This is a genomic window from Nonomuraea composti (assembly GCF_012034275.1).
GTDB lineage: Bacteria > Actinomycetota > Actinomycetes > Streptosporangiales > Streptosporangiaceae > Nonomuraea > Nonomuraea composti.
On record NZ_JAATEP010000097.1, the window covers coordinates 1 to 26,426 of the forward strand.

The 26,426-nt window shown below is 74.0% G+C and carries 27 protein-coding genes; 13 read left to right on the forward strand and 14 right to left on the reverse strand.

Annotated elements, in window-relative coordinates; translation table 11 throughout:
* Positions 1-293: 293 nt before the first annotated feature.
* Positions 294-896, reverse strand: a complete 603-nt coding sequence (locus tag HCN51_RS55675) for a TetR family transcriptional regulator (RefSeq protein ID WP_168021874.1) — start codon at positions 894-896, stop codon at positions 294-296.
* A gap of 90 nt (positions 897-986) precedes the next feature.
* Between HCN51_RS55675 and HCN51_RS55680 the strand changes: the two genes are divergently transcribed.
* A complete protein-coding gene (locus HCN51_RS55680; RefSeq protein ID WP_168021875.1) occupies positions 987-1,712 on the forward strand; it encodes an SDR family oxidoreductase in 726 nt (241 codons plus the stop codon).
* 75 nt (positions 1,713-1,787) lie between these two features.
* Here the strand turns inward: HCN51_RS55680 and HCN51_RS55685 are convergent, their stop codons facing one another.
* Positions 1,788-2,669 carry a sulfotransferase gene (locus HCN51_RS55685; protein ID WP_168021876.1) on the reverse strand — a complete coding sequence of 294 codons (882 nt, stop codon included), beginning with the start codon at positions 2,667-2,669 and terminating at the stop codon, positions 1,788-1,790.
* A gap of 106 nt (positions 2,670-2,775) precedes the next feature.
* On the opposite strand from HCN51_RS55685, the gene HCN51_RS55690 reads away from it, so the two are divergent.
* The 7 genes from HCN51_RS55690 (at position 2,776) to HCN51_RS55720 (ending at position 8,108) form a co-directional block, all read left to right on the forward strand.
* The gene (locus HCN51_RS55690; protein ID WP_168021877.1) at positions 2,776-3,318 is read left to right on the forward strand and encodes a nitroreductase family protein; all 543 of its coding nucleotides are present in this window, start codon (positions 2,776-2,778) and stop codon (positions 3,316-3,318) included.
* Positions 3,305-3,616, forward strand: a complete 312-nt coding sequence (locus HCN51_RS55695) for a DUF6092 family protein (protein WP_240974255.1) — start codon at positions 3,305-3,307, stop codon at positions 3,614-3,616. The genes HCN51_RS55690 and HCN51_RS55695 overlap by 14 nt, the downstream gene beginning before the upstream one ends.
* Complete coding sequence (locus HCN51_RS55700; protein ID WP_168021878.1) at positions 3,582-4,418, forward strand: tRNA-dependent cyclodipeptide synthase; 837 nt, start codon at positions 3,582-3,584, stop codon at positions 4,416-4,418. Before HCN51_RS55695 ends, HCN51_RS55700 begins: the two co-directional genes overlap by 35 nt.
* Positions 4,415-5,698 (forward strand): glycosyltransferase, encoded by a 1,284-nt coding sequence (locus HCN51_RS55705; protein ID WP_206069065.1) that lies wholly within the window; start codon positions 4,415-4,417, stop codon positions 5,696-5,698. Before HCN51_RS55700 ends, HCN51_RS55705 begins: the two co-directional genes overlap by 4 nt.
* 195 nt (positions 5,699-5,893) lie before the next feature.
* On the forward strand, positions 5,894-6,601 hold the full coding sequence (locus HCN51_RS55710) for an ABC transporter ATP-binding protein (protein WP_168021879.1): 708 nt from the start codon (positions 5,894-5,896) through the stop codon (positions 6,599-6,601).
* Positions 6,598-7,380, forward strand: coding sequence for an ABC transporter permease (locus tag HCN51_RS55715; RefSeq protein WP_168021880.1), 783 nt, complete (start codon positions 6,598-6,600; stop codon positions 7,378-7,380). Before HCN51_RS55710 ends, HCN51_RS55715 begins: the two co-directional genes overlap by 4 nt.
* Positions 7,380-8,108: an ABC transporter permease gene (locus tag HCN51_RS55720; RefSeq protein ID WP_168021881.1), complete on the forward strand. Its 729-nt coding sequence runs from the start codon at positions 7,380-7,382 to the stop codon at positions 8,106-8,108. Before HCN51_RS55715 ends, HCN51_RS55720 begins: the two co-directional genes overlap by 1 nt.
* A 155-nt stretch (positions 8,109-8,263) precedes the next feature.
* Here the strand turns inward: HCN51_RS55720 and HCN51_RS55725 are convergent, their stop codons facing one another.
* Both HCN51_RS55725 and HCN51_RS55730 read right to left on the reverse strand, forming a co-directional pair.
* On the reverse strand, positions 8,264-8,644 hold the full coding sequence (locus HCN51_RS55725) for a winged helix-turn-helix transcriptional regulator (protein ID WP_168021882.1): 381 nt from the start codon (positions 8,642-8,644) through the stop codon (positions 8,264-8,266).
* A gap of 249 nt (positions 8,645-8,893) precedes the next feature.
* The gene (locus HCN51_RS55730) at positions 8,894-11,470 is read right to left on the reverse strand and encodes a DUF6493 family protein (protein WP_168021883.1); all 2,577 of its coding nucleotides are present in this window, start codon (positions 11,468-11,470) and stop codon (positions 8,894-8,896) included.
* 234 nt (positions 11,471-11,704) lie between these two features.
* On the opposite strand from HCN51_RS55730, the gene HCN51_RS55735 reads away from it, so the two are divergent.
* Entirely contained in the window at positions 11,705-12,340 is a 636-nt protein-coding gene (locus tag HCN51_RS55735) for a chemotaxis protein CheB (RefSeq protein ID WP_168021884.1), read from the forward strand.
* Positions 12,341-12,417: 77 nt separating this feature from the next.
* The gene (locus tag HCN51_RS55740) at positions 12,418-13,104 is read left to right on the forward strand and encodes a flavin reductase family protein (protein WP_168021885.1); all 687 of its coding nucleotides are present in this window, start codon (positions 12,418-12,420) and stop codon (positions 13,102-13,104) included.
* Positions 13,105-13,111: 7 nt separating this feature from the next.
* On the opposite strand, the gene HCN51_RS55745 is transcribed toward HCN51_RS55740, so the two are convergent.
* A complete protein-coding gene (locus HCN51_RS55745; protein ID WP_168021886.1) occupies positions 13,112-14,026 on the reverse strand; it encodes a zinc-binding dehydrogenase in 915 nt (304 codons plus the stop codon).
* Between the two features lie 91 nt (positions 14,027-14,117).
* Between HCN51_RS55745 and HCN51_RS55750 the strand changes: the two genes are divergently transcribed.
* The 3 genes from HCN51_RS55750 (at position 14,118) to HCN51_RS55760 (ending at position 16,836) form a co-directional block, all read left to right on the forward strand.
* Positions 14,118-14,780: a TetR/AcrR family transcriptional regulator gene (locus HCN51_RS55750; RefSeq protein ID WP_206069066.1), complete on the forward strand. Its 663-nt coding sequence runs from the start codon at positions 14,118-14,120 to the stop codon at positions 14,778-14,780.
* 103 nt (positions 14,781-14,883) lie between these two features.
* Positions 14,884-15,729, forward strand: coding sequence for a hypothetical protein (locus HCN51_RS55755; RefSeq protein ID WP_168021887.1), 846 nt, complete (start codon positions 14,884-14,886; stop codon positions 15,727-15,729).
* A 78-nt stretch (positions 15,730-15,807) separates the two neighbouring features.
* Positions 15,808-16,836, forward strand: a complete 1,029-nt coding sequence (locus HCN51_RS55760) for an alpha/beta hydrolase fold domain-containing protein (protein WP_168021888.1) — start codon at positions 15,808-15,810, stop codon at positions 16,834-16,836.
* A 64-nt stretch (positions 16,837-16,900) separates the two neighbouring features.
* Here the strand turns inward: HCN51_RS55760 and HCN51_RS55765 are convergent, their stop codons facing one another.
* From HCN51_RS55765 to HCN51_RS55805, 9 genes are all read right to left on the reverse strand, one after another.
* The gene (locus tag HCN51_RS55765) at positions 16,901-18,493 is read right to left on the reverse strand and encodes an AMP-binding protein (RefSeq protein WP_168021889.1); all 1,593 of its coding nucleotides are present in this window, start codon (positions 18,491-18,493) and stop codon (positions 16,901-16,903) included.
* A 101-nt stretch (positions 18,494-18,594) separates the two neighbouring features.
* Complete coding sequence (locus tag HCN51_RS55770) at positions 18,595-19,737, reverse strand: FAD-dependent oxidoreductase (RefSeq protein ID WP_168021890.1); 1,143 nt, start codon at positions 19,735-19,737, stop codon at positions 18,595-18,597.
* Between the two features lies 1 nt (position 19,738).
* Positions 19,739-20,548, reverse strand: coding sequence for an ABC transporter permease (locus tag HCN51_RS55775; RefSeq protein ID WP_168021891.1), 810 nt, complete (start codon positions 20,546-20,548; stop codon positions 19,739-19,741).
* The gene (locus HCN51_RS55780) at positions 20,545-21,420 is read right to left on the reverse strand and encodes an ABC transporter permease (protein WP_168021892.1); all 876 of its coding nucleotides are present in this window, start codon (positions 21,418-21,420) and stop codon (positions 20,545-20,547) included. The genes HCN51_RS55775 and HCN51_RS55780 overlap by 4 nt, the downstream gene beginning before the upstream one ends.
* Entirely contained in the window at positions 21,381-22,457 is a 1,077-nt protein-coding gene (locus HCN51_RS55785; protein ID WP_240974257.1) for an ABC transporter ATP-binding protein, read from the reverse strand. The genes HCN51_RS55780 and HCN51_RS55785 overlap by 40 nt, the downstream gene beginning before the upstream one ends.
* Before the next feature lie 5 nt (positions 22,458-22,462).
* Positions 22,463-23,494 (reverse strand): ABC transporter substrate-binding protein, encoded by a 1,032-nt coding sequence (locus HCN51_RS55790; protein ID WP_168021894.1) that lies wholly within the window; start codon positions 23,492-23,494, stop codon positions 22,463-22,465.
* Complete coding sequence (locus HCN51_RS55795) at positions 23,491-24,534, reverse strand: ABC transporter substrate-binding protein (protein ID WP_168021895.1); 1,044 nt, start codon at positions 24,532-24,534, stop codon at positions 23,491-23,493. Before HCN51_RS55795 ends, HCN51_RS55790 begins: the two co-directional genes overlap by 4 nt.
* A gap of 132 nt (positions 24,535-24,666) precedes the next feature.
* A complete protein-coding gene (locus tag HCN51_RS55800) occupies positions 24,667-25,401 on the reverse strand; it encodes a GntR family transcriptional regulator (RefSeq protein WP_168021896.1) in 735 nt (244 codons plus the stop codon).
* 92 nt (positions 25,402-25,493) lie between these two features.
* Complete coding sequence (locus HCN51_RS55805; RefSeq protein WP_168021897.1) at positions 25,494-26,270, reverse strand: ABC transporter permease; 777 nt, start codon at positions 26,268-26,270, stop codon at positions 25,494-25,496.
* Between the last annotated feature and the right edge of the window lie 156 nt (positions 26,271-26,426).

Below are 26,426 nucleotides of genomic sequence, written 5' to 3' on the forward strand. Positions count from 1 at the left end.
GATCCGGCCCTCCACGACGCGGCAGGCTTGGGACGAGAGGGGGTGATGTCTGCCGGCCCTGTCCCCCGGTCATCCTTCCGAGGCGAGGGTACGGCCTGCGATCGGTCCCGATTGAGCGGTTCGCGCGGCAGGTCAACCTCAGCGCCGACGAGGCGGATAACGTCCGCCGGTGAGGCGAGCGAGCCTGAGCTGGTGATGAGGGCTGACATCAGCGAGTGACGCGGGTGGACCTCAGCGGATGAGCGGAAGCCAGGAGCTCGCAGGCTGAGGCCAGGAGAGCGCGCAGGCTGGAGCTAGGAGCTCTCGGGCTCAGGCGTCGTGACGAGTGCGGCGGCAGGGGCCAGGCTGGAGGCGAGCTCGGTCACGGTCGCGTGGACGCAGGCGGTGAAGTCGGCGTGCTCGGGCTGGTCGGTCCAGCGTTCGAACGCCGTTTGGAAGACGGCGACGCCGACCTGCGCGAGCAGCTTCGCCTCCGAGGTGGTGGCGCCTCGTTCCCGCAGTGCCGCGGCCAGGGCTTCGGCGACGGCGGCCAGCTTGGTCCGCTCGCGTTCCTGCAGCTCCGGGCTGGAGGCGATGATGGCGCGGCGTTGTGCGGCGTGCGGCACCAGCTCGGCGAACAAGCCGCCGATGTCGGCCAGGGCGGCGAGCAGGGCCTGGAAGGGCGGGAGTGTGGCGTCGGCGCGCAGGACGGCGGCGGACACGGCGTCGGGGAGCCGCTCGGATCCGGCGAACAGCACGTCGCGCTTGTCGGTGAAGTAGCGGGAGAACGTGCGGCGGGTGAGGCCGGCGCGCTCGGTGATCTGGGTGACGGTGGTGTTCTCGTATCCCTGCTCGACGAAAAGCTCCAGCGCGGCGGCGCGAAGCCGTTCCTGCGCTTTCGGGTCCCACCGTGGCATGCCGCCATCCTACCAGTGATGACTCAGTGAGCCATCAGTGCTAGCGTGATGTCTCACTGAGTCATCACTACCCCTCCTGGAGGATGGATCATGTCTCTGGCCAATCAGCGCGTCGTCGTCATCGGCGGCAGTTCGGGCATGGGTCTGGCGACGGCCCGGGCGGCGGCAGGCGCCGGCGCGTCCGTCACGATCGCGTCCAGCCGCCCGGAGCGGCTGGAAAAGGCTCTGGCCGAGCTGCCGGACACCTGCGACGGGCTCGTCACCGACGCACGCGACGAGGCGGACGTCGCCGCCCTGTTCGAACGCGTCGGCACGCTCGACCATCTCGTGTACACCGCGGGCGACGCCCTGGACCCGCGGCCGTTGCGGGACCTGCCGCTCGACGAGGCCCGGCGCTTGCTCGACGTCCGCTTCTGGGGCGTGGTCGCCGCGGTCAAGCACGCGGCGCCGCGCATCAGGCCGGGCGGTTCGATCGTGCTGACCTCCGGGATCATCGGCGTCCGCCCGATGCCCGGCGCGGCGCTCATGGCCGGCGCCGCCGCCGCCCTCGAAGGCTTCGCCCGCGGCCTGGCCGTCGACCTGGCCCCGATCCGCGTCAACGCGGTCCGGCCCGGCCCCATCCACACGCCGATGTGGGACGGCCTGCCACAGCCGCACCTCGACGCGATGATCGCCGCGTTCACCGAACGAACGCTGATCAAGGCGGTCGGCAATGCGGACCAGATCGCGGCGACGAACCTGTACCTGATGGAGAACGCGTTCGTCACCGGCACCGTGCTCACCGTCGACGGAGGCTCCATCCTGGCCGCCGGCTGACGAGGAGTGCCGCCGCCCAGCCCTCGAATGTGAGCGTCCCCACTCGTTCGTCGTTGGCGTGCGGCCCCGACCGGCTCAGGCGAGCGTGCGCAGGCTGGGCCAGAGGTTCGCGTCGAGATCGGGGAACTCCTCCAGCAGCCGGGCGAGGTCGGGTGCGAGTGCCCGCACGAAAGCGTCCCTGGTGGCCGGGGAGAGGTCGGGGCGGGTGTAGCTGCGGCCCACCCGCTTGGTGAGCTCGCCGGCCGAGGGCGCGGCCTGCGGGTCCAGGCCGAGGAAGGTGAAGGTGCGGCGGGCCTGGGCGGCGGGGTCGGCGACGCACTGCTCGTACTGCAGGACGAGCAGTTGCTCGCGACGGAAGTGGGCGAGCAACCACTGCAGTTGGCGCCAGTACAGGGAGCGGTGGAACTGGTGGTCGATGACGGCGGCGGGCGGCGCGGAGGGAGCCCAGGCGCGGTTGTGGCCCAGGGCCGACAGGAGGCGCTCGAGGGGGTCGCGTAGCAGGACGAGCAGTTTGGTGTTCGGGGCGGCGGCGCGCAACATCGGCGGGGTCCAGAAGTCGTACATGTACCGGGGTGTCCATTCACCCGCGAGGTGGCCGGGCGGGCGGGGGAAGTAGCGGTGGTAGGCGGCCGGGTCGATCTGCTCGACCTGCCCGTAATGGTCAAAGAAGTGCACTTCCTTGGTGCCGTAGAGACGGCGGTGGAGGGCGGTGATCGGCTCGCCGGCCGGCGGTCGCTTGGTGCCGTACTGGCGTTGGCGCAGCTCGGCGAGCGTCTTCTCGCTCTGGCCGGCGGGCGGCTCGCGCGGCGTCGCGATGGCGGGATGCCTGGTCAGCACCGCCCACCACCAGGTCGTGCCCGCTTTCATGGCGCCGACGCCGACGAAGTCGGGCGGCCCCGTCTGCCATCCGGCGGGGACCTGCGGCGGCAGGGCGGCGGGCAGGACGTTGCTCAGCATCTCGGCTCCTCTCCGCGGGCGTTCTCCGCGAGATGCACCCTTTGAGGATATGCTACTCTATGTAGTTGAATGATTGCTATCTGTAGCGTTTGGCTTGAGGTAGGTCATGGACGAGGCGATCCCCGACGCTCTCCGGATGCTGCTCACCCGCACGGTCGTGCGGCAGTTCACCGATCGTCCCGTCGACGACGGGCTGGTCGAGCTGATGCTGGAGGCGATGGTGGCCGCGCCGTCCGCCTCCAACCGGCAGGCGTGGGCCTTCGTCGCCGTCCGCGATCCCCGCACGCTGCGGCTGGTCACGGCCTTCTCCCCGGGCGTCATCGACCGGCCGCCGCTGCTCGTCGCGGCCTGCTTCGACCGCTCCCGCACGGTCCGCCGCCGCCCAGGCCCGTGGGACGAGGGCCTGCTGTGCGTGGCCATGGCGGTCCAGAACCTGCTGCTGGCCGCGCACGCCCTCGGGCTGGGCGGATGCCCCGTCGCCAGCTTCCGCGCCGGCCCCGTCCGGCGGCTGCTCGGCCTGCCCGCGCACATCGACCCGGTGCTGCTCGTACCGGTCGGCCATCCCGCCAGGTCGCCCACGCGAGCGCCCCGACGTGACCTGAAAGAGGTGATAAGTCATGACTTCTGGGGCCGCCATGACCGCGCGTGAGATCGGCGAGGAGCTCCTCCTGATCGCCGCCTACCTGCTCAGCAGCGGCCGCGGCCTGCTCGACGAGCCCGCCGCGTACGGCCCGCTGCGCTGCCTCGACGCCGCCCGCCGCGTCCTGACCCTCGCGATCAGGGCGGGAGCGGGGAACGAGGACGTCGCCGCCCTCCGCGCCGAGCTGGACGACGTCATGTGCGGGGCCATGACCGAACGCGACCTCGACCACTTCCTCGACCACCTGTGCGAGAGGCTGGGGGCCTTGCTCCATGAGTCCGACCTCATCCAGACCACCCGAGGGTGACCCGCTCGTCCTCGACGCGCGGCCGTACACGCCTGCCTGCGAGAAACTCCTCGCGCGAGGGGAGCACGCGTTGATCGGCGTGAGCGCGAACAACGGCTACTTCACCCAGCGGCGGCTCACGGCCCTGCTGGAATGGGCCTGGCGGCGTTTCGCCAGCATCGACGTCGTCTACGCCGACCTGCACCTCGACAGCATGCTCGTCGCGGCCGGCCACCCGCCGCACAAGGCGCCGGCACGCGCGGCCAGGGCCGTACGCGACACCAGGCGCCGCATCAGGCGCGCGGTCGAGTCCATTGAGGCTGTCAGGGCGATCGAGGCGGCCAAGGTGACCGAGGCGGTGGACGCAGCCGACGCGGTGAGGGCGGGCGGCGTGGTGGGGGTGACTGGCCCGATGGGAGTGGTCGGGGCGCGCGGTGCGACCATGGCCCGGCTGCGGGTGAGGTCCCTGTCGCAGTGTGTGGAGCTGCCCGGTTATCGGGCCGTACGCCGTCGGCTCGAGGACGTGGCCGCCAGGGACGAGCGCGTCCGGCGGGCCTGTGAGGAGCATGTGCGTCACGTCCTGCGGGCCCAGAACGGCGGTGCTCCGCCGGCGGGCAGGGAGGCCGAGATGCTGCGGGCGGGGCTCGCCTACCTGTGGGCGGAACTGCCCACCCTGTTCAACACGCCTGAGGTCTTCGGCGTCCCGTCGTCCGTGCTCTGCTACCACAAGACGATGCCGGTGCTGCACAGCCTGTACGGCGCCGCCGCGATCCGCCATGAGGCGCAGGGGTACGTCGTGCTCCGGCCCCGCGACCCGGCATGACGGGCCGGCCGATGCGGGTGCTGTGCACGGTGACCGGCTCCCGATCGCACATCCACGCCCTGCGTCCCCTCGCCCGCGCCCTGGCCGACGCGGGACACGGCGTATTGATCGCCACCACCGCCGGCCTCGCTCAGGCCGCTGCCACCGCCGGCCCCCCTCACGTCCTCGGCGCCGTCGGCCTCGAAAACGCGACCGGAGCCGGGCCGCGGGTGGTCGCCTGTCTGCCGGATCTGCAGGCGTTCATCCGGGACAGCGGGCGCTCGCCGGGGCCGCCCGGCCGCGCCGGGGAGGATCCGTGGCCGCCCTTCATCCTGGACATGCTGGCAGGGCTGGCCGACGTCGCGGGGCCCGCGTTGCTGGCCGTCGCGGAGGGTTGGCGGCCCGATGTGATCGTGCGTGACGGGATGGATCTCGCCGGGATCCTGGTGGCCGAGCGGCTCGGCGTGCCGCACCTGTCCATGCCGTCGGGCACCGCGAACGTCCTGCCGCCCGCGTCCGTCCTGCCCGCGCTGAACCGGCTCCGCGCCGCAGCAAGGCTGCCCACCTGCGACGACCCGCGTTCCGTGGCGCCCCGCGGCCGCCTCGACTACGTGCCCGAGCACTACTCCTTCGCCCGCCACCGGATCCCGGCGCTGCGCTACCGTCAGCCGCTCGACCGGGACCCGGCGGCCGTCCTGCCCGCGTGGGTGACCGGGGCGGCAGCCGGCCGGCCGCTGGTGTACGCCGCGATCGGCAGCACGGCGCGCGAGGTCGCCGGCGCCACCAGGCCCTCCTGGACGCGGGAGATCGCCGCCGCCCACGAGTCCTCCTCCGGCTTCCCTCACCCCGAACGGGCGTTGCGTGCGCTGATCGAGGGGTTGTCCCTGCTGCCGTGCACGGCCGTCGTCGCCACGGGAGGCGTGCCGCTCGGCGACATACGGGCGGCGCCGCACGTCCATCTGGCCGCGTGGGTTCCGCAGCCGCTGCTGCTGGAGTGCGCCGACCTGTTCGTCACGCACGGCGGCTACAACAGCGTCCGCGAGGCCATGCGCACGGCGACCCCCATGGTGGTCCTGCCGCTGTTCGGTGACCAGCCGCACAATGCGCGCCGCGTGGCGGAGCTGCGGCTGGGGCGTCAGGCCGGTGGGCAGAGCGGGGAGGCGGTGGCCGCCGCGTGCCGCGCCGTGCTGAGCGATCGATCGGTCCAGGTCGTGGCGCGCGCGGCACGGCTGGCCATGCTGACGCTGCCGGGCGTCGAACAGGCGGTGGCCGACCTGGAACGGCTCGTACGCGAGGGCTGACCCGCCGAACCGAACGGCGCCCAGCCGGCCGACCTGCGCAAATCCGCGTGCGGCACTCACCGGCCCGCCCGCACAAGACCGCGTTGCGAAGAGCGCGCCCCCACGCCGGGACCTACCGACGACCGCGACGGCCCGGCGCCGATGTCAACCTTTGGCCGACGCGCGTGCCGCGCCCCTCCTGGGACGCTGGGAACCATGATCGAAATCACCGGTCTGACCAAATACCATGGTGGAAGAGCCGCCATCCAGGACGTCTCGTTCGCCGTCCGCCCCGGCCGCGTCACAGGTTTCCTCGGCCCCAACGGCGCGGGCAAGTCCTCCACGCTGCGCATCCTGCTCGGCCTGGACCGCGCCGACGCGGGCACCGCGCTCATCGGCGGCAGGCCGTACCGTGAGCTGCGCGATCCGCTGCGCACGGTGGGCTCCCTGCTGGAAGGCAGCGGCGCCCACCGGTCCAGGACGGCGCGCGCCCACCTGGGGTGGGTGGCGCGCAGCAACGGCATCCCCAAGCGGCGGGTGGGTGAGGTGCTGGAACAGGTGGGGCTGGCGGACGCGGCCGGCCGGCGGGTCGGCGGGTTCTCGCTGGGGATGGGGCAGCGGCTGGGCATGGCCGCCGCGTTGCTGGGCGAGCCCGCCGTGCTGGTGCTGGACGAGCCGGTCAACGGCCTCGATCCGGACGGGATCCGGTGGATCCGCCGGCTGCTCAGGGAGTACGCCGCCGACGGGCGTACGGTGCTGCTGTCCAGCCATCTCATGAGCGAGATGGCGGAGACCGCGGACGACCTGGTGGTGATCAGCGCGGGACGGGTGATCGCCGCCGGCCCGCTCGCCGAGGTCACCGCCGGGCACGCCTCGCTCGAAGAGGCCTTCTTCGCGCTCACCGACGCCGCGAGCCGGCGATGAGCGGGTACGGCGCGGTCGCCGCCGAGCTGCGCAAGCTCGTCACGCTTCCCTCGGCCCTGATCGCCACCGCTCTGGGCACCGTGTTCACGCTCGGCGTCACCGCCATGTCCGTCGGCCGGCTGCGCGACCGGCTCGACGCGGGCGCCCCCGACGACGGCTCCCGCCTCGACCTCGCGCTGAACATGAGCGCCCCGGGCGTCGTCAGCGTGATCGTCCTGGGCATCGTGATCATCAGCAGCGAGTACGCCGTCAACGGCAAGGACGCGGGCGGCGGCCGTCAGATCCCCGTCACGCTCACCGCCGTCCCGCGGCGCGGCAGGCTGCTCGCGGCCAAGGCCGTCGCGCTGGTCCTGGCCAGTGGCGCCGTCGCGGCCGTCACCATCGGCGGCGCGATCCTGATGTCGCAGGTCATGCTGGGTGACCGCGGCACCCCGATGGGCGAGCTGGTGGCGGCGCTCGGGTGGCGGTCGGCCGGGGCGGTGGCGTACTGGGTGCTCACGGCGTTGATCGCGTTCGCCGTCACGGTCATGACGCGCAGCGGCATCGTCCCCATGGTGGCCTTCATCGCGAACACCACTCTCGTCTCGGTCACGTTCCTGCTCACCAAGGTGACCCCGCTGGCCAGGTACCTGCCGGACGTCGCGGGCGCGCAGATGTTCGCGACCGGGTACCCCGCCGAATCCATGGTCGAGCCGCTGACCGGCGCGTTCGTGATGGCCGGTTGGGCCGTCGCGCTTCTCGCGGTCGCCGCCACAGTCTTCCTGCGCCGGGACGCGTGATGAGCAATCACCCATGGAACACGGTGGCGGCGGAGCTGGCCAAGCTGCGCACGCTGCCCGCCGTCCTCGTCACGATCGCCGTCACCGTCGTCGTCGCCGCCGGGCTCGGTGCGGCCCTGGCCGCCGCGCCGTCCGACCGGCCGCTCGGCGCGGTGGGCGCGGCGCTGCACGCGGTCGACTACGCCCAGGCGGGGCTCCTCGTGCTGGGGGTGCTGGCCGTCGCCTCCGAGTACGCCGGCAGCCAGGCCCGCACCACCCTCACCGCCGTCCCCGGCCGGTTGCTGCTGATAGCCGGGAAGGTGACCGCCTATCTGATCGCGGCCGGCGTGACCGCCCTGCTCACCGTGGCCGCGGCCCTCACCGGCGCCATGATCGTGCACGGTGGCGGCCCGGCGGGCGGTGGCGGCCTGGTGGGCGGTGAGGATGTGGCGGTGCTGCTGCGTGCCGCCGCGTACCTCGTGCTGATCGGGCTGCTGGCGCTGGCCGTGGCCGCCCTCGTCAGGGACGCCGTCGCCGCGTCCGCCGTGGTGCTGGCGCTCGTCCTTGTGCTGCCGCCGGTCCTGGCCGGCGTCACCTCGCTGGCCGGGTACCTGCCGGGCGCGGCCGGTGCCCGCCTGTACCAGGCGGGGGCGGGGCTGAGCCCGTTCGAGGGCGGGCTGGTGCTGGGGTGCTGGCTCGCCGCCGCCCTGGCGGTCGCCACGGCCTCCTTCGTCCGACGAGACGCCTAAGGCCACGAGACAGCCCAGGTCACGGAACGGCTGAGGTCGCGGGACGGCTGAGGTCGCGGGACGGCTGAGGTCGCGGGACGGCTGAGGTCGCGGGACGGCTGAGGTCGCGGGACGGCTGAGGTCGCGGGACGGCTGAGGTCGCGGGACGGCTGAGGTCAGGTGTCGAAGCGGTGGCGGGCGGACTCGATGTGGCTCAGGTGCTCGTGCGTCCAGTCGCAGATCAGATCGACCGTCGCCCGCAGGGCGCGCCCCGGCCCGGTGAGGGTGTACTCGACGCGTGGCGGCACCGTCGGGTGCACCGTCCGCTCGGCCAGGCCGTTGCGCTCCAGCATGCGCAGGTTCTGGGTGAGCATCTTGTGGCTGATGCCCTCGACCTGGTCCCGCAGCTCGCTGAAGCGCAGCGTCCGGTCGCCGAGAGTCTCGATGATGAGCAGCGCCCACTTGTTGGCGACGTCGGAGAAGATCTCCCGCGCCAGGGAGTCGACCCGCCGCAGATCCGCTTCGTCGTACAGGGCGCTGGCCTGCTTGCTCCCCATGAGGTCCTCCGTCGGGTACGTTCCGCCACGTCGATCCTTACTCTCCTCTAGTTCCCGAGTAACCGCAAGAGAGCACGAGGGCGGCTCCAGGTCACGGCCCCGCCCAACGGGGGTACGTCCGCGACTTCGGCGAGGCGTACGAGCCGCGCTCCGGCGGCCTGACCCACGGCTGGCGCAGGAGGACACCACCACCCCGCTGTCGCTCGTCGGCAACGGCCGCAACCGCGCCGCCCGGTGCGGCGCCGCTGGTCAGCGTAAGGGTGCCGGGGTGACGAGCTGGATGAGACGGCGTGCCTCCATGACCAGCCGGCTCGACCCCTTGCGCCCCGCGACCGCCGCCACCTCCGGCAGCTCCGCTCGTACGCCCGCGATCCTGGCCGCCCGCGCGCCCGCCGCCAGCAGGTCGGCCGCGCCGGCGCGGGGCCGCTCGCCCTCCTTGGGCAGCAGCCCCTCCAGCACCCCGGAGATCACCGCCCACACCTCCTCGTGCGCCCCCGCCTGGGTGGCGTCGTCGAGGACGGAGACCACCCGGTTGAGCTTGACGAGGTCGGCCGTGACCAGGGTCGTCACCGCCTCGGCCAGCGCCTGGGCCGGGAGGTCGCCGCGGGCGGCGAGCGTGAGGAAGGCGTCGGTGGCGGCGGCCCGCTCGGCGGGGTTGACGTGGCCCATGCCGCAGGCGAGGGCGTGGGCGGTGGCGGGGCCGAGGGGACCGTCGCCGAGTGCGAGGGTGGTCAGGGCCTGCGTCTGCCGGTCGTTGGCGTCGGTGGAGGCGGGCAGGTAGCCCACCAGGTGGGCGGCGGCGAGCTCGCGGTGAGCGGGCAGGGCCAGGGGCCACCAGGTCAGCGTGTAGGTGTGGCCGTCGCGCGGCTCGTACAGGGCGCGGATCTCCTCGGGCAGGCCCGGGGGCGGCGGGCCGAGCTCGGCCCGCAGCGACGGACCGTAGGTCGTCGGCCGCACGGCGACGGTGACCTCCGGGTCGGCCAGGCCGCCGTCGCGCATCCACGCGGCGCACGTGCGGCCGGCCGCCGAGGTGAGCCGGGAGGCCCGCTCGACGTCGGCGGGCGCGAACCGGCGGGGCAACCGCAGCAGCGCCTGCGCCAGGTCGGCGGGCAGGGCCGCCACCCCCGCCGCCTCCAGCCGCTCCAGCCGGTCGAGCAGCGCGGACGGGTCGAGCCGGCCGGTGCCCGCCGTGGGCGTGGCCAGCAGGACGGGGTAGCCGGTGCCGTGCTCGAAGGGCGTCACCAGCTCCATGGCACGGCGGCGGTAGAGCCGCTCCGGCGCGCCGGGAGCGCCGTCGAGGCGCCGCTTCGGGACCTGCGCCGTCAGCTTCCTGCTGTGCTCGGGGGCGGCGAAGGCGAGGAAGGCTCGGGACACGGCGGTGAACAGGCTTTCGCGCAGCTCGCGGCCCTGGTGCCCGTAGGTGGCGGGGCTGAACGGGTGCCACCACGGCCGCAGTGCCTGCCGGAGCCGTTCGGGCTCGCGGTGCGACCATTCGGCCAGGCCCGCGAGGAGGCGCTCGAAGGCGTACACGTCGGGCGGCCACCCGAACGCCTCCAGCTCCCGCACCAGCTCCTCCGGCGAGGCGATGGGCGGCGGCAGCGCCGGCCCCTCCCCCGCCGGGGGCAGCGGCGCGACCAGTGGCGCCGCCGCGGCGATGTCGCCTCCGTACGCCGCCGAGACCTTCTCCCGCAGCTCCGCGGGCAGCTCGGCGGCCGCTTGCCGGATCGCTTCCCGCCCGGCGGGCCCGGCCTGCGGCGCCAGCCTGACGGCCAGGCGGGCGGCACGCTCCTGCAGCGCGAGGGTGTCTTGGGTGAAGATCGTGGCGAGGGCGCCGAGGACGGTGTCGGCGCGGCCCGCGTCACGCAGCACCGCGTCGCCCGCCCACGACACGGCCGCGCGCAGCAGCTTCTTCTCCGGCCGGAACGCCAGCGCCCCCATCGCCTCGGCGAACAGCTCCTCCGCGAGCCGCCCCGCCTCCTCCAGCCGGCGCAGCTGCGCCAGCGCCACGTCGGCCACCGCGACCGGGCCCGCGGGCAGGAGGCCCGCGTAGTCTCGGGCGTGCCGGGCCGACTCGTCGATGTCGAGGTCGAGCCGGTCGTGCAGGCCCGCGAGCTCGGCCCGCGCCACCGGGCCGTCGCGCAGCATCCGCCGCACGACGGCGTCGATCACGGCCGCCCGGTCGAGCAGGCCGTCGTGGACGAGCCGGGCGACCGTCTCGACGACCTGCCAGAGCGGGGCCTGGGCGAGGGCGTCGATCTCGAAGACGCGCGGCCCGTACGCGGCGAGCAGCGGGTCGCGCGCGACCGTCTCGGGGCGCAGCCGGCGCAGCCACCCCACGACGAACGCCTCGCCGGCGGGCGGCTCGATGCCCGTCTCGCGGACGAGCGCGGCGGCGATCTCCCAGTGCCGGGGCTGCGGCAGCCGCATGCGGGCGGCCAGGCGGCGGGCCACGTCTGCCCGCCACGCGGCCGGGCGCCGGCGCAGCAGGCCGAGCAGCAGCTCGACGTCGCGCTCGCCCAGCCAGCGGGGCAGCTCGCGCCGCAACAGCCACGCCGTCACCGCCGCCGCGCCGGTGAGCGTGGCCACGCCCGCCACCAGGAGCGGCCTGCCCTGCGCGGCCCACTCGCGCCAGCCCGCCGTGCGCGCGGTGGCGGTCACGTAGGCGGGCAGCCGCGCCGCGACGGCCCGGCGGCCCGGCTCGTCGAGCGTGCTCAGGTATGCCGCCAGCCCTGGAGCGTCGCCGGCCGTGACCCTCGCGAGGGTCTCCTCCCAGGGATGCGGGGACGAGGGTCGGGCGCCCGGGTGCGCCGCCACAGCTTGTGCCATGACCAGGGACACTAGCGAGCGCCCACGACAATTCCGGGATCACCCGGGGAAGGGTTCGCCCGCCCTCGGGGAGCAGCGCACGGCAGCGGCGTCGTACAGTGAAATATCGGGACTTAAGTCCCTTGCTACGGCGACACGACCTGCCATCTCATGGAATCGGGAGCCCCGGCACGGCGTCCGGGCGAAGGAGCGCGCCGTCACGCGTTCCGGACTCCTGGGGGAAGGAGCGCCGTCATGGTCTCCGGCATCGACCGGCCAGGGCCTGCCTCGGCGGACACCGCCGGCGCCCCGGTCGTCGCCATCGTCTCCTCGGCCGGCGGGCTCGTCGCGTCCGGCGTCGTCCTGGCGGGCCTGCCCGCCGACCTGCGCGCCGCCGTGATCGTGCTGCAGCACATGGCGCCCGATCACAAGAGCGTCCTGCCGGAGATCCTGGGCCGGCGCACCCCGCTGCCGGTGGCGGCGGCCCGCGACGGGCAGCCGCTGCTCCCCGGGCGGGTGGCGGTCGCGCCGCCCGGCTCGCACCTGCTGGTGACCGCCGGCCGGCGGTTCGCGCTGAGCCCTTCCGGCCAGTTCCCGCCGTCGCGGCCCTCGGCCGACCTGCTGCTGGTGAGCCTCGGGCTGGCGGTGGGGCCGGACGCCATCGCGGTCGTCCTGTCGGGCAAGGGCAACGACGGGGCGACGGGGGCCGCGGCCGTGCACCGCTTCGGCGGCACCGTCATCACCACCGACGCCGCCACCAGCATCCACTTCGACATGCCGGCGGCGTGCATCGACCAGGACGAGATCGTCGACCACGTCGTGCCCCTGGACCGGGTGGCGCCGCTCCTCCTCGGCCTGGTCCACCGGCCTTGCCTGGGCGCACACGCCTGACCCTCCAGAAGGGGGCCCGAACGGGAGGTCCGAAGTCCGCCAGCGCCCGGCGGGAGCGGCCACGACACTGATGGCTCATGAGCGACATCATGACCACCGACCACGTCCGTATCGAACCGAACATCCTCTACTTCGGCACCCCCGTCGTCCTGATCTCCACCTCCAACGAGGACGGCTCGCCCAACCTGGCCCCCATGTCGTCCGCGTTCTGGCTGGGCTGGCGCGGCATGCTCGGGCTCGGCGCCAGGTCCAAGACCGCCGCGAACCTGCGCAGGACCCGCGAATGCGTGCTGAACCTCCCCTCCGACGCGCTCGCGGCGGCCGTGGACCGGCTGGCGCTCACCACGGGCTCCGACCCGGTGCCCGAGCGCAAGTACGAGCGGGGTTACCGGCATGTGCGCGACAAGTTCGGGCACGCGGGGCTGACCGCCGTGCCGTCGGAGGCGGTGGCGCCGCCGCGGGTGGGCGAGTGCCCGGTGGCGATGGAGTGCGTGGTGGAGGCGGTGCACCCGGTGGGTGACGGCGGGGTGCTCACGTTCGAGGTGCGGGTCGTGCGGGTGTGGGCGCACGAGGAGATCCGGCTCGCCGGGACGGAGGACCACATCGACCCGGACGCGTGGCGGCCGTTGATCATGAGCTTCCAGAAGCTCTACGGTCTCGGGCCGCAGGTGCACTCGTCCAGGCTGGCCAGCATCCCCGAGCGGCTCTACCGGACGGACGACATCGACCGCGCCCGCACCGAGAACGCGCAGCCGCTGGGGTGAAGGGGCGTCAGGCGGGCGGGCCCACGTCCAGGACGGCCTTGCCCGCCACGCGCCGCTCCAGCAGCGCCCGCGCCGCCTCCTCGTAGCGCTCCCACGACCCCCGCCGGCCGATCTCGGACGAGAGCCGCCCCGCCGCGGCGAACCCCAGCAGCGTCGCCAGATCCGGCCCCACCTCCCGCACGTCACCGAACGTGCTCATCGTCTTGGCCGGCCCGACGAAGAACAGCGAGTACGGCTCGAACACCGCCGGCTCGCCGGAGGCCCAGCCGATGTTCTGCACGCTCCCGCCGGCCGCCAGGAGCCGCCAGGCGGCGGCGAGCTGGGGCCCGCCCACGTTGTCGAGGATGAGGTCGACGGGCCGGTCGATGCCCTCCAGCCCGACCACCACCTCGTGGGCGCCCAGCTCGGCCAGCCCTTCACCGCGCCGGGCCGACCCCACCGAGGCGATCACGTGGGCGCCGCCCAGGGCGGCGAGCTGCACGGCGTACCGGCCGACGCCACCCGCGGCACCGGTGATCAGCACCCGCCGTCCCAGGATGTCGCGGGTACGGAGCGTGCGCAGCGCGGTGATGCCGGCCATCGGCAACGCGGCGGCGTCGGCGAGATCGACCTCGGCGGGGACCTCGGCGACCGCGGTGACGTCCGCGGCCATCAACTCCGCCCAGGCACCCTCACCGAACGCCGCGACCCTGGTCCCTTCGGCGGGTCCCGTCCCATCGGCCGCCGCGCGTACGACGACTCCGGCGGCGTCGTAGCCGTGCACGGTCCCGGCCGGGCGGCGGCCGGCGAAGGCGACCTCGCCCCGGTTGAGCGAGATGTGCCGCACCTCGACGAGGAGCTGGTGGGGCGCCGGCTCGGGGTCGGCGGTCGGGCCGAGGCGCAGGGCTCCGGGAGCGTCCGGGTCGACGATGAGTGCGCGCATGTCCATCCTTCCATCAGGCGGACCGGCGGTCCGCTTGCCAGGACGGTAGCATAATCGGACCAGCAGTCCGCATCCGTTCCTGAGAGGCCACATGACCGCTACCGACCGCGCCCAGCGGACCGAACCGGCCCCGCGAACCGAACGCGCCCAGCGGACCGAACCGGCCCCGCGAACCGAACGCGCCCAGCGGATCGAACGGGCCGACGCCGCCCGCAACCGCCTGGCGGTGCTGCGCGCGACCGAGCAGCTGCTGGCCGAGGGCGGCGGGGACCACGTGTCGCTCGACCGGGTCGCCGCGCTGGCCGGGGTCGGGAAGGGCACGGTGTTCCGGCGGTTCGGGAGCCGGGCCGGGCTGCTGCAGGCACTGCTGGAGGAGCGTTCGCGCGAGCTGCGCGAGGCGGTCGCGAGCGGCCCGCCGCCCCTGGGGCCCGGGGCGCCCGCCCGCGAGCGGCTGCACGCCTTCCTCGACGGCCTCGGAGCCATCGCCGAGGGCAACGCCGTCCTGCTGGCGGCGCACGAGCAGGCCTGCGCGGAGGACAAGTACGGCGACCCCAGCTACCTCTTCTGGCACGGCCACGTCAGCGCCCTGCTCGCCGCCGAACGCCCCGACCTCGACGCGGACTTCCTGGCCCACGCCGTGCTCGCGACGTTCGACGGCGACCTGATCCGGCACCTGACCACGCCCGGCGATCCGCGCCGCTTCACCCGTTCCGTGCAGGAGATGGCGGCGGCGATGCTCGGCCCGGCCGGCTGACGTCGATCCCCCGGTTTCCCAGAAGGTCACGGCTCGTCCAGAATCGGGGTGCCGGCCATGTCGCCTCGGAACAGATCCGCCGCCCACCCCTGGAGGTGTCGCGATGACGAGATCTCACGACCACCAGGCCAACGGCGTGCGGACGGCCCTGATCGCCGGCTCCGCGGCGGTCGCCATCGCCGCCGTGACGCTCGCCGCCCCTCGGGCGATCTCCCAGGACGGGCGGCGCATCGCCTACTACGACCCCCGGCGGGAACGCTTCGCCGTCCGGGAGCTCGGCACCGGCCAGGTGTGGCAGATCCCCCGGCACGTCGAGCGGGCGGCCATGGTGAAGAACGGCGCGCTGGTCGCGTTCTCCCCCGACGGGAGCCGGCTCGGCCTCAACCTGATCGGCCACGCCCGGGTCGTGGTGGACGTCGAGAGCGGGCAGGTCGTGGAGAAGGTGCCTCGCGGGTGGTACTTCCTCTATCCCGCCGACGAAGGCGTCCCCATGGTGGTGGAGCGCGGGAGCGGCCGGTTCGGCGTGCTGGCGGACGGCGTGGTGCAGGCCCTGCGCGACTGGCCGACCTGGGCGATGGCGGGGACCGTCAGCCCGGACGGCACCACCGTCGCCCTGCTGACCGGCCCCGCGCGGCAGGGCGAACACATGACGAACGGAGAGCCGTACGACAAGATCGTCACCGTGGACCGGGTGAGCGGCCAGGTCACCTCCGAAGTCGAGCTGGACGCGCCCCCGGACATGGGGCCGTACCGGCTCGGCCAGTGGCTCAACGCGCACGAGGTGCTGGCGCTGGGCGGCACCGCGCCGGTGCCGGGCGACGGCCGGCCGCGCGACATGGGCGAGACGCGCTACGCGATCGACGTCACCACGGGCCAGGTCCACGAGCTCGACCGCTACCGGCTGCCGCCCTGCGGCGGCAGCGTCTCGGCGCCCGGCTTCCCCGGCTGACGGGCCCGATAAGGTACGGCGTGACCGCGACGGCACCGCACATCGGGCGGGCCCGCGTCCGCGCACCGAGGGGGAATCATGCGACCGGCCTGGACCGACGAGCTCGCCGACCCGGAGCTGACCGCGTTCGTCGAGGCGGCGCGCGCCCCGGGGCCGTCGGTGCGGGAGCTGGGCGCGGCGGCGGTGCGGCGCGCGCAGCGGGAGCGCGTGATGGCGCGGCCGCGCGGGCCGGAGCTCGCCGAGGTCTCCGATCGGGACGCCGCGGGTGTCCCCGTGCGCGTCTACCGGCCCGGCTCCGTGCGGCGCGGGACGGTCGTGTACGCCCATGGCGGGATGTGGACGATCGGCGACCTCGACTCCCACGACCGGGTCTGCCGCCGCCTGGCCGCCACCACGGGTGCGACCGTGGTGGCCGTCGACTACCGTCGCGCCCCCGAACACCCGTGGCCGGCGGCGGTGGACGACGTCCTCACCGTAATCGCCTGGGCCTGCGAAGGCGGCGACGCGGGTGACCCGGGCGGCCCGCGTGACGGTGGCGGCGCGCGTGATGGCGCCGGCGGCGGTAGCGGTGGCGACGCAGGTCGCAACGCGAGTGACGGTGCGGGTGGCGGGCCGCTGGTTGTCATGGGGGACAGCGCGGGCGGTCATCTGGTCACGCTGGCCTGCCTGCGCCTCCGCGACGAGGGCGGCCCGATGCCCGGCGCGCAGGTGCTGGTGTGCCCCAACACCGACCTGACCCTGTCCCTGCCGAGCACCCGCACCCTGGCCACCGGCTGGGGCCTGGACGTGGACGACGTGGCCTGGGGTGTCGAGGGCTGGGTGCCCGACCCGGGCATGCGGGCGCGACCCGCCGTGAGCCCGCTGTTCGCGCAGGTCGGCGGGCTGCCGAGGGCCGTCGTCGTGACGTCCGAGTACGACCCGCTGCGGGACGAGGGCGACGCCTACGCGGCCCGGCTGGCGGAGGCGGGCGTCCCGGTCACGCACCGCCGCGAGCCCGGGATGGTGCACGGGTTCCTCACCCTGGACACGCTCTCGCCCGCCGCGGCGGCGGCAGGCGAACGCGTGTTCGCCGACGTCGCCACGCTGCTGGAAGACCTCGTGGTGTAGGAGGAAGCCCCGTGGTCTCGGAGGAAGCCCTGTGGTCCAGGAGGGCCGGGGCGGCCCTGTGGGTCTAGGAGGACCGGCCGAGGCGGGCGCGGTCCACCTTGCCGGTCTGGTTGCGCGGCACCGACGGCACGAACGCGACGTCGCGCGGCACCTTGAACCCGGCCAGCTCCTCCTTGACCGCCCGCCGCAGGTCGTCGGCCGACAGCCGGGCCCCTTCGGCCGTCACCACGTAAGCGGCCAGCCGCTGCCCGTACTCGTCGTCCGGCACCCCCAGCACCGCCACGTCGGCCACGCCGGGCACGCGGGCCAGGACGTTCTCCACCTCCTGCGGGAACACGTTCTCGCCGCCGGAGACGATCATGTCGTCGTCGCGCCCGTCGATGAACAGCAGGCCCCGCTCGTCGCGGTGGCCGAGGTCGCCGGTGGGCAGCAGCCCGTCCTGCCCCGCGCCGGTGCCGAAGGTGAGGCCGCCGCCGACGAGCACCCGCCCGACCTGCCCGGCCGGCTGCTCGTGATCGCCGGGGCCGGCGATGCGCACGGTGGCGCCGCGCGGGGGCCGGCCGACGGTGTCGGGCGCGGTACGGAGGTCGGCGGGCGTCGCCAGGGCCGCCCAGCCGGCCTCGGTGGAGCCGTAGAGGTTGTAGAGGACGTCCCCATAGGTGTCCATGAACGCGGTGGCCAGGTCGGGCCGCAGCGCCGAGCCGCCGGAGAGCACCACCCGCAGGTGCGGCAGCGGCCGGGGCGGGCGGGCCAGGAGGCGTTTCAGCATCACCGGGACGGCGATCAGCGCGCCGGCGCGGTGCCGGTCGAGGGCGTCGAGCACGGCCTCCGGGTCGAAGCGGCGCATGAGCACGACGGGGCAGCCGAGCACGAGCGCGACCGCGTACCAGAGCAGCCCGAGCCCGTGGAACAGCGGCGGGGCGATGAGCATCGGCTCCCCGCCGCGCACCGGCACGGTGGCCAGCATCGACAGGAACGGCTCGGCCATGGCGGTCAGGGACAGCCGCCGCGGCGCGCCCTTGGGGGCGCCGGTGGTGCCGGAGGTGAGCAGCACGAGCCGCCCGGGCCGCCGCGGCACCGGCACCCCATCGGAACGCGAGCCCCCGCCCGAGCCCGCACCTGAGCCCGCCCCGCCGGAGCCCTCCTTGATCAGCGCGTCCAGGTCGCCGGCTCGCGGGCCGTCGAAGTCCACGCGGGGCAGCCCGGGGTCGGCGATGAGGGCGTGCACGCCCTCGCGCCGCAGCACGTCCCGAAGCTGCGGCCCCGCCAGGCCCGTGTTGAGGAGCAGCAGGTCGGCGCCCAGCCGGGACACGGCGGCGATCGCCTCGGCGAAGCCGCGGTCGTTGGGCCACATGACGGCCACCGTCGTGCCCGGCCCCACCCCGAGCCGCCGGTGCAGGCCCGCCGCGAGCGCCGCCGCCCGGGCGTCGAGCTGGGCGAACGTGAGCGTGCCCGCCTCGTCGATGATCGCCGGCCGGTCGGGCCAGCGCGCCGCCGCTACGGCCAGCCCGGTGGCGGGGGTGAGGTGGAAGTGCCGGTACGCCTCCACCATGCGGGCGAGCGCGGCGGGGTGGACCGGGCCGAGCAGCCCGTTGCGGACGAGCGCGGCGGCGGTCTCGAGCCCGAAGCCGCCCAAATCGGCCAGCCTTCCGATCATCAGCGCACCAGGCCTTTCCAGAGGACGGGAGGAGGTACGCGTACCCGCCGGGACCGCGAAGGAACCCTCCACGCCCGCACGGCACCACTGCCCGGACGGTGTTACTGCTGGCCGGGGCGGCGCGCCGGTGTCGGGGCGGGGCCGGCGGTGCCGTCGGTGAAGCGGGACGGCCGGAAGGGCGCCAGCAGCGCCGACTCCTGCCCGAACACCTCCCCCGCGACCTCCTCCATGAGCAGCGGCGCCAGCGTGACCCCGCTGTGCGTGGCCACCGTGTAGACGCGCCGCTCCGCGTCGGCGAACCCGGCGACGGTGAGCCCGTCGCCGGGCATGGCCCGCTGCCCGACCACGGCCCGCTCGACGGCGGCGCCTTCGGTGGCGCGCAGCACGCCGGGCAGCAGCGCCAGCATCTCGGCCAGGACCGGCTCGGGCACCGGCGCGGCGGGGTCGGCCAGGCCGTCCAGGGGCAGGGACTGCAGGAGCAGCCGGCCGCCGCCGTCCGGGCGCAGGTTGAGCGCGGCGGTGGTGAGGACGCGGGACAGCCGGGCGGGCACCGGCGTGGTGGTGACGAGGAAGCCGTTGGTGACGGTGCCGGACACGGCGGGGTCCAGCATGGGCACGGTCAGCCCGGCCAGGGCGGCGACGTGCTGCGTCCAGCGGCCGGTGCAGGTGACGACGAGGTCGCCGGCGAACGTGCGGCCGTCGGCCACGCTCACCTTCGCCCCGGACGCGGACGTCTCGATGGCGCTGACCTCGGCGCCGCACTCGACGGTGGCGCCGCCGTCGCGGGCCTCGCCGAGCAGGCGGCCGAGCAGGCGCAGCGGCTGGACGTAGCCCTCGCCGGGGAAGAACACGTACGCGGTGCCGGGCGGCGGCGGCACGAGGTCGGGCTCCAGGGCGAGGGCGCGGCGGGCGGTGACGCGCTCGACCGGGTAGCCCATGCCGAGCAGCCGGGTGACGCGGGCCTCCAGGAGCTGCTTGTGCTCGTCGGTGACGGCGCATTCGAGGTTCCCGGTGGGGAAGAACCAGTCGCCGGGGAGCTGGTGGTGGGCCCAGACGGCGGCGTGGTTGAGGTCGTAGTACGCCTGGGGCGTCTTGTTGTTGGCGTTGACCCACGCGACCGAGGTGGAGCTGGTGCCCGCTCCCGGGGTGCGCGCCTCCAGCACGGTGACCTGGGCGCCGCGCCGGGTGAGACCGGCCGCGACCGCGGCTCCGACGACCCCCGCGCCGATGACGACGACTCGCACGCTAGCTCCTTTCCTGGGTGTCGGCGCCGAACAGCTTGGCCACGCCGACGAAACGTTCGATGACGACGACGGCGATCACGGCGAACAGCACCATGAGGGTGCCGATGGCGGTGACGGTCGGGTCGTAGTCGTACTGCATGTAGTTGAAGATCCGTACGGGCAGCGTCTGCAGGTCGGTGGTGACGACGAACAGGGCGACCGTCAGGTCGTCGAAGGAGGTGATGAAGGCGAAGAACGCGCCGCCGATCAGCGCGCCGCGCACGGCGGGCAGCGTGACGTGCCAGAACACCAGGAACGGCGGGGCGCCCAGCCCGGCGGCGGCCTTCTCGGCCGACCGGTCGAGCCCGGACAGCCCGGCCAGGACGAGCCGCACCGCGTACGGGACGGTCAGCACGAGGTGCGCGAGCAGCAGCGTGAACGGGCTGGAGGCCAGCCCCATCTGGGCGAACCACTGCAGCAGCCCGATGCCGAGCACGATCGTGGGCACCGCGAACGCGCTGGACAGCACCGCCTCCAGCGCGGCCCGGCCGGGGAAGCGGTGGCGGTGGATGGCCAGCCCGCCGGCCAGCCCCACCACGGCCGACAGGGCCGCCGCGGCCAGCGCCACGCCGGCGCTGAGCGCGAACGACGACAGGAACTCCGGCTTGGCCAGCACCTCGGCGTACCAGCGCAGGGTGATGCCCTGCGGCGGGAACGTCACGTAGGAGGTGGCGGTCAGCGAGGAGGCGACGGTGACGGCGACGGGCGCGATGAGGAACAGCCCGACCAGCGTCGCGAACGCCGCCCCGAGCAGCCGCGTCAGGCGGGTCATCCGAACACCACCTCCCCGTTGCCGCGCCGCAGCAGCCGCGAGTAGCCGAGCAGCAGCCCGGTCGTGACGACCACGAGCACGAACCCGATCGCGGCCGCGTACGGCCAGTCGAGCGTGGTGGTGGCCTGCGTGTAGACGAAGTACGGCATGAGCTTGACCTTCGGACCGCCGAGGATCGCCGGGGTGACGAAGCTGGAGGCGGTCAGGCTGAACACGATCATCGCGCCGGCGAGCATGCCGGGCGCCGACAGCGGCAGCGTGATGCGCCAGAAGCAGGTCCAGCCGGACGCGCCGAGCCCCTTGGCGGCCGGCACGAGCGTCGGGTCGATCCGGTCGAGGCTGCCCATGAGCGGCAGCACCATGTAGGCGAGCATGACGTGCACCATGCCGATCAGCACGGCCGTGTCGTTGTAGAGCAGCTGCGGCGGGGTCAGCCCGAGCGCCTGGAAGGCGGAGGCGACCGGCCCGTTGGGGCCGAGCACAACGAGCCACCCGTAGGCGCGGATGACCATGCTGATGAGCAGCGGCGACAGCAGGAGCAGCGCCAGCCGGTTGCGGACGCGGGGTGAGCGGGCGCGCATGTAGAGCGCGAACGGGTAGCCGACGAGCAGGCAGCCGGTCGTGGTCAGGGCGGCGACCTTGAGCGTGTTCCCCAGCACGTCGCGGTAGAAGGGGTCGCCGAGGAAGCGCGCGTAGTTGCCGAGCGTGAACGCGCCGGTCTGCGTCCTGAAGCTGTTGGCCACCAGTGTGAACAGCGGCGCCACGAACAGCGCCGCGAAGATCACGATGGCGGGCAGCGCCAGCAGCAGGCCGGTGCGCCGGCGGGGGCGGCTCAGGCGCGCGCCGCCAGTGAGGCGTCCGACGGCCGCCATGTGCAGGTCACCTCCTCCCCTTCCTGCGGCACGGCGGCGTCGTACGGCAGCGCCGCCGTCACCTCGCCGGCCGGGGTGGCGACCACGCAGCGGATGCGCGAGCCGAGGAAGCGGGTCTCGCGGACGGTGCCGCGCAGCCCGTCCCCGTCGTGGCCGACGCGCACGACCTCGGGCCGCACGTACACGCGGACGGCGGCGCCCTTGGCGGGCGGCTCCCCGGCGGGGGTGGCGGCCACGGTGCGTCCGGCGATCTCGCAGGTGCCGCCGCCGAGCGCGGTGCCGTCGAGGGCGTTGACCTCGCCGATGAACTGGGCGACGAAGTCGGTGGCGGGCCGCAGGTAGATCTCCTGCGGCCGGTCGAGCTGGTGGATGACGCCGCCGGCCATGACGGCGATCCGGTCGGAGACGGCCAGCGCCTCCTCCTGGTCGTGGGTGACGAGGATGGCGGTGGTGCCGATGCGCCGCTGGAGCGCGGCGACCTCGTCGCGCAGCCGGACGCGGAGCTGGGCGTCGAGGTTGGAGAACGGCTCGTCGAGCAGCAGCAGGTCGGGCTGTATGACCAGGGCCCTGGCCAGGGCGGCGCGCTGCTGCTGGCCGCCGGACAGCTGGCGCGGGTGCCGCCCGGCCATGCCGTCGAGGCCGACCAGCTCCAGCATGTCGGCGACGCGGCGCCGGCGTTCGGCGGCGCCGACCTTGCGCATGCGCAGCCCGAACGCGACGTTGTCGGCGATCGTCAGGTGCGGGAACAGGGCGTAGGACTGGAAGACCATGCCCATGGAGCGGCGGTGCGGCGGCACGGTGGTGATGTCGCGGCCGTCCACCTCGATGAGCCCGCCGTCGGCGGCGAGGTGGCCGGCGATCATGTTCAGGGTCGTGGTCTTGCCGCAGCCGGACGGGCCGAGCAGGGTGAGGAACTCGCCGGGCTCGGTCTCCAGGTCGACGGCGGAGACGACCTCCTTGCCACCGAGCACCTTGCGCACGCCGCTCAGGCGCAGCCGGCCGCGCCGCACCTCGGTGCTCGCGGGGGCGTCCGTCATGGTGGTCACTGCTCCACTTCCTTCGTCCACCGGTCGGTCCAGGCGGCGCGGTTGCCGTTGACGTCCTTCCAGTCCAGCGGGGTTATGGCGGCGGCCTGCTCGGGGCCGACGACGCGCTTGGCCAGGGCCGCGTCGAGGGTGGCGTCGGTGACGGTGGGCCCGTCGTACCCCTCGGCGGCGAGCTTGCGCTGGATGGCGGGCTCCAGCAGGGCGTTGACGAACTTCTGCGCCAAGGCGGCGTGTGGCGACTTGCTGACGACGTTCGCGGTGGCCAGCAGCGGGATGGCGCCCTTCTCGGGGTAGGCGAACTTGATGGGGAAGTCCTTGTCGGCGAGCGTCTCCACGCGGGAGCCGCCCCACACGGAGGCGACGGCCTGCCCTTGGAGGAAGTAGTTGGACACGTCGGCGGTGGTGTCGAAGGTGAAGGCGTTCGCGGCGACCTTCTTGATGGCGGCGAAGCCGGCCTCGACGGTGCCGCCGCTCTCGCGGGCGGCCAGCATGAGCGCGCCGACGCCGTAGGTGTTGCTGATGGACGGCAGCACGACCTTGCCCTTGAGCCTGGGGTCGGCCAGGTCCGACAGCTTCCTGGGGGCGGGCAGGCCGTGCTCGGCGTACCACTCGCTGTTGTAGGCCAGCCCGGTGGCGGTCATCGCGAACCCGACGCCGACGTCCCCGGGCAGCCGGGCCACCTTCTCCACCTTGGCCAGCCGGGTGACGGCGGCCGGGTCGAGCGGGGCCAGCAGCCCCATCGCGGCGGCCTGCGCCTGCGGGCCGTCGTCGATGAGCGCGACGTCGATCTGCGGCGCGTCCCGCTGCGCCTTGAGCTTGGCGACGGTGTCGGTGGAGCTGCCGGCGATGTAGGTGACCCGGCAGCCGCACGTCTTCTCGAAGTCCGGCAGCACGGCCTGCTCGAAGGCCTCCTGGTACGAGCCGCCGTACCCGGCCACCACGAGCCTGCCCTCCTGGGCGGCCGGGCTCGGCGGGGCGCAGGCGGCCAGCCCGATGAGGGCCAGCGCCGCGGCGAGCAGCCTTGTCATGTGCTCTCGATCTCCTTGTTCCAGCGGTCCGTCCAGGCGGAACGGCTCTTGTTGATCGCCGCCCAGTCGAGCTTGCGCAGCTCGGCGGCCCGCTCCTGGGTGACGACCTTGGCGGCGAGCTCGGGAGGGAGCTGCACGCCCTTGACGGTCGGGCCGTTGTAGTTGGACGCGGCCATGGCCTGCTGGGCCGACGGCTCCAGCAGCGCGTTGACGAACTTCTGGGCCAGGCCGGCGTGCGGCGCCCCCTTCACCACGCTGACGGTGGCGATCAGCGGCAGGGCCCCTTCCTCGGGGTAGACGAACGCGATCGGGAAGCCCTTCTTGGCCAGCATCTGCACCCGGGAGTTGCCCCAGACGCTGGCGACGGCCTGGCCCTGGAGGAAGTAGTTGGACACGTCGGCGGTGGTGTCGAAGGTGACGGCGTTCGCGGCGATCCTCCTGACGCCGGCGAAGCCGGGGTCGATGCGGTGCTCGGAGCCGCCGCCGGTCCTGGCCGCGATGAGCAGCGCGCCCAGCCCGTACGTCTGCGTGATGGACGGCATCACGAGCCTGCCCTTGAGCTTGGCGTTCTCCAGGTCGGCCAGGCGCTTGGGGGCGGGCAGGCCGTTCTTGGCGTAGTAGTCGGTGTTGTAGGCGATGCCGGTGGCGTTGAGGGAGAAGCCGACGCCGACGTCGCCGGGCAGGCGGGCCAGGTCGATGACATCGGCCAGGTTCGTGACGGTCTTGGGGTCGAGTGGCGCCAGCAGGCCGGCCTCGACGGCCTGGTTCTGGACGCCGTCGTCGATGAGGGCGACGTCGATCTGCGGGGCCGCCCGCTGGGCCTTGAGCTTGGCGACGGTGTCGGTGGAGCTGCCGGCGATGTAGGTGACGCGGCAGGAGCAGCTCCTCTCGAAGCCGGGGATGACCGACTGCTTGAACGCCTCCTCGTACGAGCCGCCGTACCCGGCGACGACCAGCGCGTCCGGCGCGGCCGACGGGGTGGGGGCGGCGCAGGAGGTGAGGGCCAGGGCTGCGGCGAGCCAGAGTGGTCGGTGGTTCATGGCGACCTGAGGGCCGGGCCGGCGGCAGAGGGCATGATCCGCTCCTTGTTCGGGCACCTGTTCTCGTGCATGGCTGGGGGCCGTGGCGCCGGGGGCGCGACGGGTGGGTGGTCCGATCGGGGATGGGGTGGGTCAGCTGTGGTCGGAGGAGCCGCTCAGGTCCGTCTCCACGTAGAAGCGCTCGCTCCCGGGCGGGACGATCTCCTCCAGCAGCTCGGCGATCTCGCCGCGGCGGGTCCAGGTCTCGCGGGTCCAGCGGAAGACGGGGGTGCCCGCGGGCAGCCCGAACAGCTCCGCCTCCTCCGCGCCGAGCGCGTACGGCTCCACGTAGAGCCGGGCGCGGACCAGCTCGACCCCGCGGTCGCGCAGGTAGGCGTGGCTGGTCAGGGGCGCTAAATCCTGGTCGAGCAGGTCGGGGGCCAGCCGGAAGGGCAGCACGTGCAGCTCGGTGTTGGTCACCTTGCCGTCCGCGCCGAGCTTGTGGCGCTCCATCTGGACGACCGCCTCCTCGTCGGGCACGCCCGGCAGCCGCAGGCGGGCCGCCCGCGCGGGCAGCACCTGCGCCGAGACGACCCGGTGGTCGCCGTGCGTCTCCGGCCCCTGGATGAGCAGGCCGGTGAAGCGCAGCAGGTTGTGCTGTCCGACCGCCTGGGCCACGAAGCTGCCGCGCCTGCGGAAGCGGACGATGAGCCCGGCGTCGGCGAGGTCGCGCAGGGCCCGCTGCACGGTGATGCGCGAGACCTCGAACTCCTGGCAGAGCTCGACCTCGGTGGGGATCCGGGTTCCGGGGCCCCATTGGCCGCTGCGGATACGTGCCTCCAGCGCCCTGCGGATCTGCACATGAAGCAAGAGGTCACGTTCTGACATGACAAAATACTCGCCATGGCGATTAGTCATGTCAATAGGGGATTAGACATAACTTATCGGTGTTTGCCGTGGTGAACGGCTTCCCGACCGGCTCAGCGGACCGCCGCGGTCTCCCGTACCCACGGCAGCAGCAGCCGCTCGGCCAGCACCAGCGCGTAGAACAACGCGATGCTCAGCACCCCCAGCAACGCGATCGCCGCGAACGCCAGCGCCGTGTCCGAGCTCCCGCCCGCCTGCACGATCACGAACCCCAGCCCGGCGTCCCCCGCGCTGAACTCCCCGATCACCGCCCCCACCGACGCCAGCGGCATCGCCACCTTCAACCCCACGAACACCTGCGGCAACGCCGCCGGGAACCGGATCTTCACGAACGTCCGCCACCGCGGCGTGTCCAGCGACCTGGCCAGCTCCACCAGCTCAGGCGGCGTCGAGGCCAGCCCGCCCCACACCGACAGCACCACCGGGAAGAAGCACACCAGCAGCGCCATCACCACCTTCGGCTGCTGCCCGAACCCCATCCACACCACCAGCAGCGGCGCCAGCGCCACCTTCGGCACCGCGTTGAAGGCCACCAGCAGCGGCGAGAACATCAGCTCCGCCACCCGGAACGCCGCGATCCCCATCCCGATCACCAGCCCGCAGCCCACCGACAGCACGAACCCCAGCACCGTCTCACCCAGCGTGATCAGCGCCTGCTCCAGCAGGTAACCCGGTAGCCGCAGGAACGCCGCCACCACCCCGCCGGGCGAGGGCAGCACGATCTCCGGGATCGCGAACGCCGACACCACCAGCGCCCACGCGGCGACCGCGACAGCCAGGCCCAGCGCGGACCAGCCCGCCGCGGCCGCCGCGCCCCTGCCCCGATCCATCCTGCCTCAGCCCTTGGGCAGCAGGTCGAACGAGACCACCGACTCCGGCGTCAGCCCCTTCTCCAGCGCCCCCGCCGTGCGCAGCACCGCGATCGCGCGCTCCACGCGCTGCCTGCTCATCGTCCCGATCGGCGCCCCGCCGGCCGGGCGCACGTA

Bases quoted from the DNA above. Each gene is read 5' to 3' on its own strand.
- HCN51_RS55675 (WP_168021874.1), bottom strand. From the start codon at position 896: ATGCCACGGTGGGACCCGAAAGCGCAGGAACGGCTTCGCGCCGCCGCG.
- HCN51_RS55680 (WP_168021875.1), top strand. From the start codon at position 987: ATGTCTCTGGCCAATCAGCGCGTCGTCGTCATCGGCGGCAGTTCGGGC.
- HCN51_RS55685 (WP_168021876.1), bottom strand. From the start codon at position 2,669: ATGCTGAGCAACGTCCTGCCCGCCGCCCTGCCGCCGCAGGTCCCCGCC.
- HCN51_RS55690 (WP_168021877.1), top strand. From the start codon at position 2,776: ATGGACGAGGCGATCCCCGACGCTCTCCGGATGCTGCTCACCCGCACG.
- HCN51_RS55695 (WP_240974255.1), top strand. From the start codon at position 3,305: ATGACCGCGCGTGAGATCGGCGAGGAGCTCCTCCTGATCGCCGCCTAC.
- HCN51_RS55700 (WP_168021878.1), top strand. From the start codon at position 3,582: ATGAGTCCGACCTCATCCAGACCACCCGAGGGTGACCCGCTCGTCCTC.
- HCN51_RS55705 (WP_206069065.1), top strand. From the start codon at position 4,415: ATGACGGGCCGGCCGATGCGGGTGCTGTGCACGGTGACCGGCTCCCGA.
- HCN51_RS55710 (WP_168021879.1), top strand. From the start codon at position 5,894: ATGATCGAAATCACCGGTCTGACCAAATACCATGGTGGAAGAGCCGCC.
- HCN51_RS55715 (WP_168021880.1), top strand. From the start codon at position 6,598: ATGAGCGGGTACGGCGCGGTCGCCGCCGAGCTGCGCAAGCTCGTCACG.
- HCN51_RS55720 (WP_168021881.1), top strand. From the start codon at position 7,380: ATGAGCAATCACCCATGGAACACGGTGGCGGCGGAGCTGGCCAAGCTG.
- HCN51_RS55725 (WP_168021882.1), bottom strand. From the start codon at position 8,644: ATGGGGAGCAAGCAGGCCAGCGCCCTGTACGACGAAGCGGATCTGCGG.
- HCN51_RS55730 (WP_168021883.1), bottom strand. From the start codon at position 11,470: ATGGCACAAGCTGTGGCGGCGCACCCGGGCGCCCGACCCTCGTCCCCG.
- HCN51_RS55735 (WP_168021884.1), top strand. From the start codon at position 11,705: ATGGTCTCCGGCATCGACCGGCCAGGGCCTGCCTCGGCGGACACCGCC.
- HCN51_RS55740 (WP_168021885.1), top strand. From the start codon at position 12,418: ATGAGCGACATCATGACCACCGACCACGTCCGTATCGAACCGAACATC.
- HCN51_RS55745 (WP_168021886.1), bottom strand. From the start codon at position 14,026: ATGCGCGCACTCATCGTCGACCCGGACGCTCCCGGAGCCCTGCGCCTC.
- HCN51_RS55750 (WP_206069066.1), top strand. From the start codon at position 14,118: ATGACCGCTACCGACCGCGCCCAGCGGACCGAACCGGCCCCGCGAACC.
- HCN51_RS55755 (WP_168021887.1), top strand. From the start codon at position 14,884: ATGACGAGATCTCACGACCACCAGGCCAACGGCGTGCGGACGGCCCTG.
- HCN51_RS55760 (WP_168021888.1), top strand. From the start codon at position 15,808: ATGCGACCGGCCTGGACCGACGAGCTCGCCGACCCGGAGCTGACCGCG.
- HCN51_RS55765 (WP_168021889.1), bottom strand. From the start codon at position 18,493: ATGATCGGAAGGCTGGCCGATTTGGGCGGCTTCGGGCTCGAGACCGCC.
- HCN51_RS55775 (WP_168021891.1), bottom strand. From the start codon at position 20,548: ATGACCCGCCTGACGCGGCTGCTCGGGGCGGCGTTCGCGACGCTGGTC.
- HCN51_RS55780 (WP_168021892.1), bottom strand. From the start codon at position 21,420: ATGGCGGCCGTCGGACGCCTCACTGGCGGCGCGCGCCTGAGCCGCCCC.
- HCN51_RS55785 (WP_240974257.1), bottom strand. From the start codon at position 22,457: ATGACGGACGCCCCCGCGAGCACCGAGGTGCGGCGCGGCCGGCTGCGC.
- HCN51_RS55790 (WP_168021894.1), bottom strand. From the start codon at position 23,494: ATGACAAGGCTGCTCGCCGCGGCGCTGGCCCTCATCGGGCTGGCCGCC.
- HCN51_RS55795 (WP_168021895.1), bottom strand. From the start codon at position 24,534: ATGAACCACCGACCACTCTGGCTCGCCGCAGCCCTGGCCCTCACCTCC.
- HCN51_RS55800 (WP_168021896.1), bottom strand. From the start codon at position 25,401: ATGTCAGAACGTGACCTCTTGCTTCATGTGCAGATCCGCAGGGCGCTG.
- HCN51_RS55805 (WP_168021897.1), bottom strand. From the start codon at position 26,270: ATGGATCGGGGCAGGGGCGCGGCGGCCGCGGCGGGCTGGTCCGCGCTG.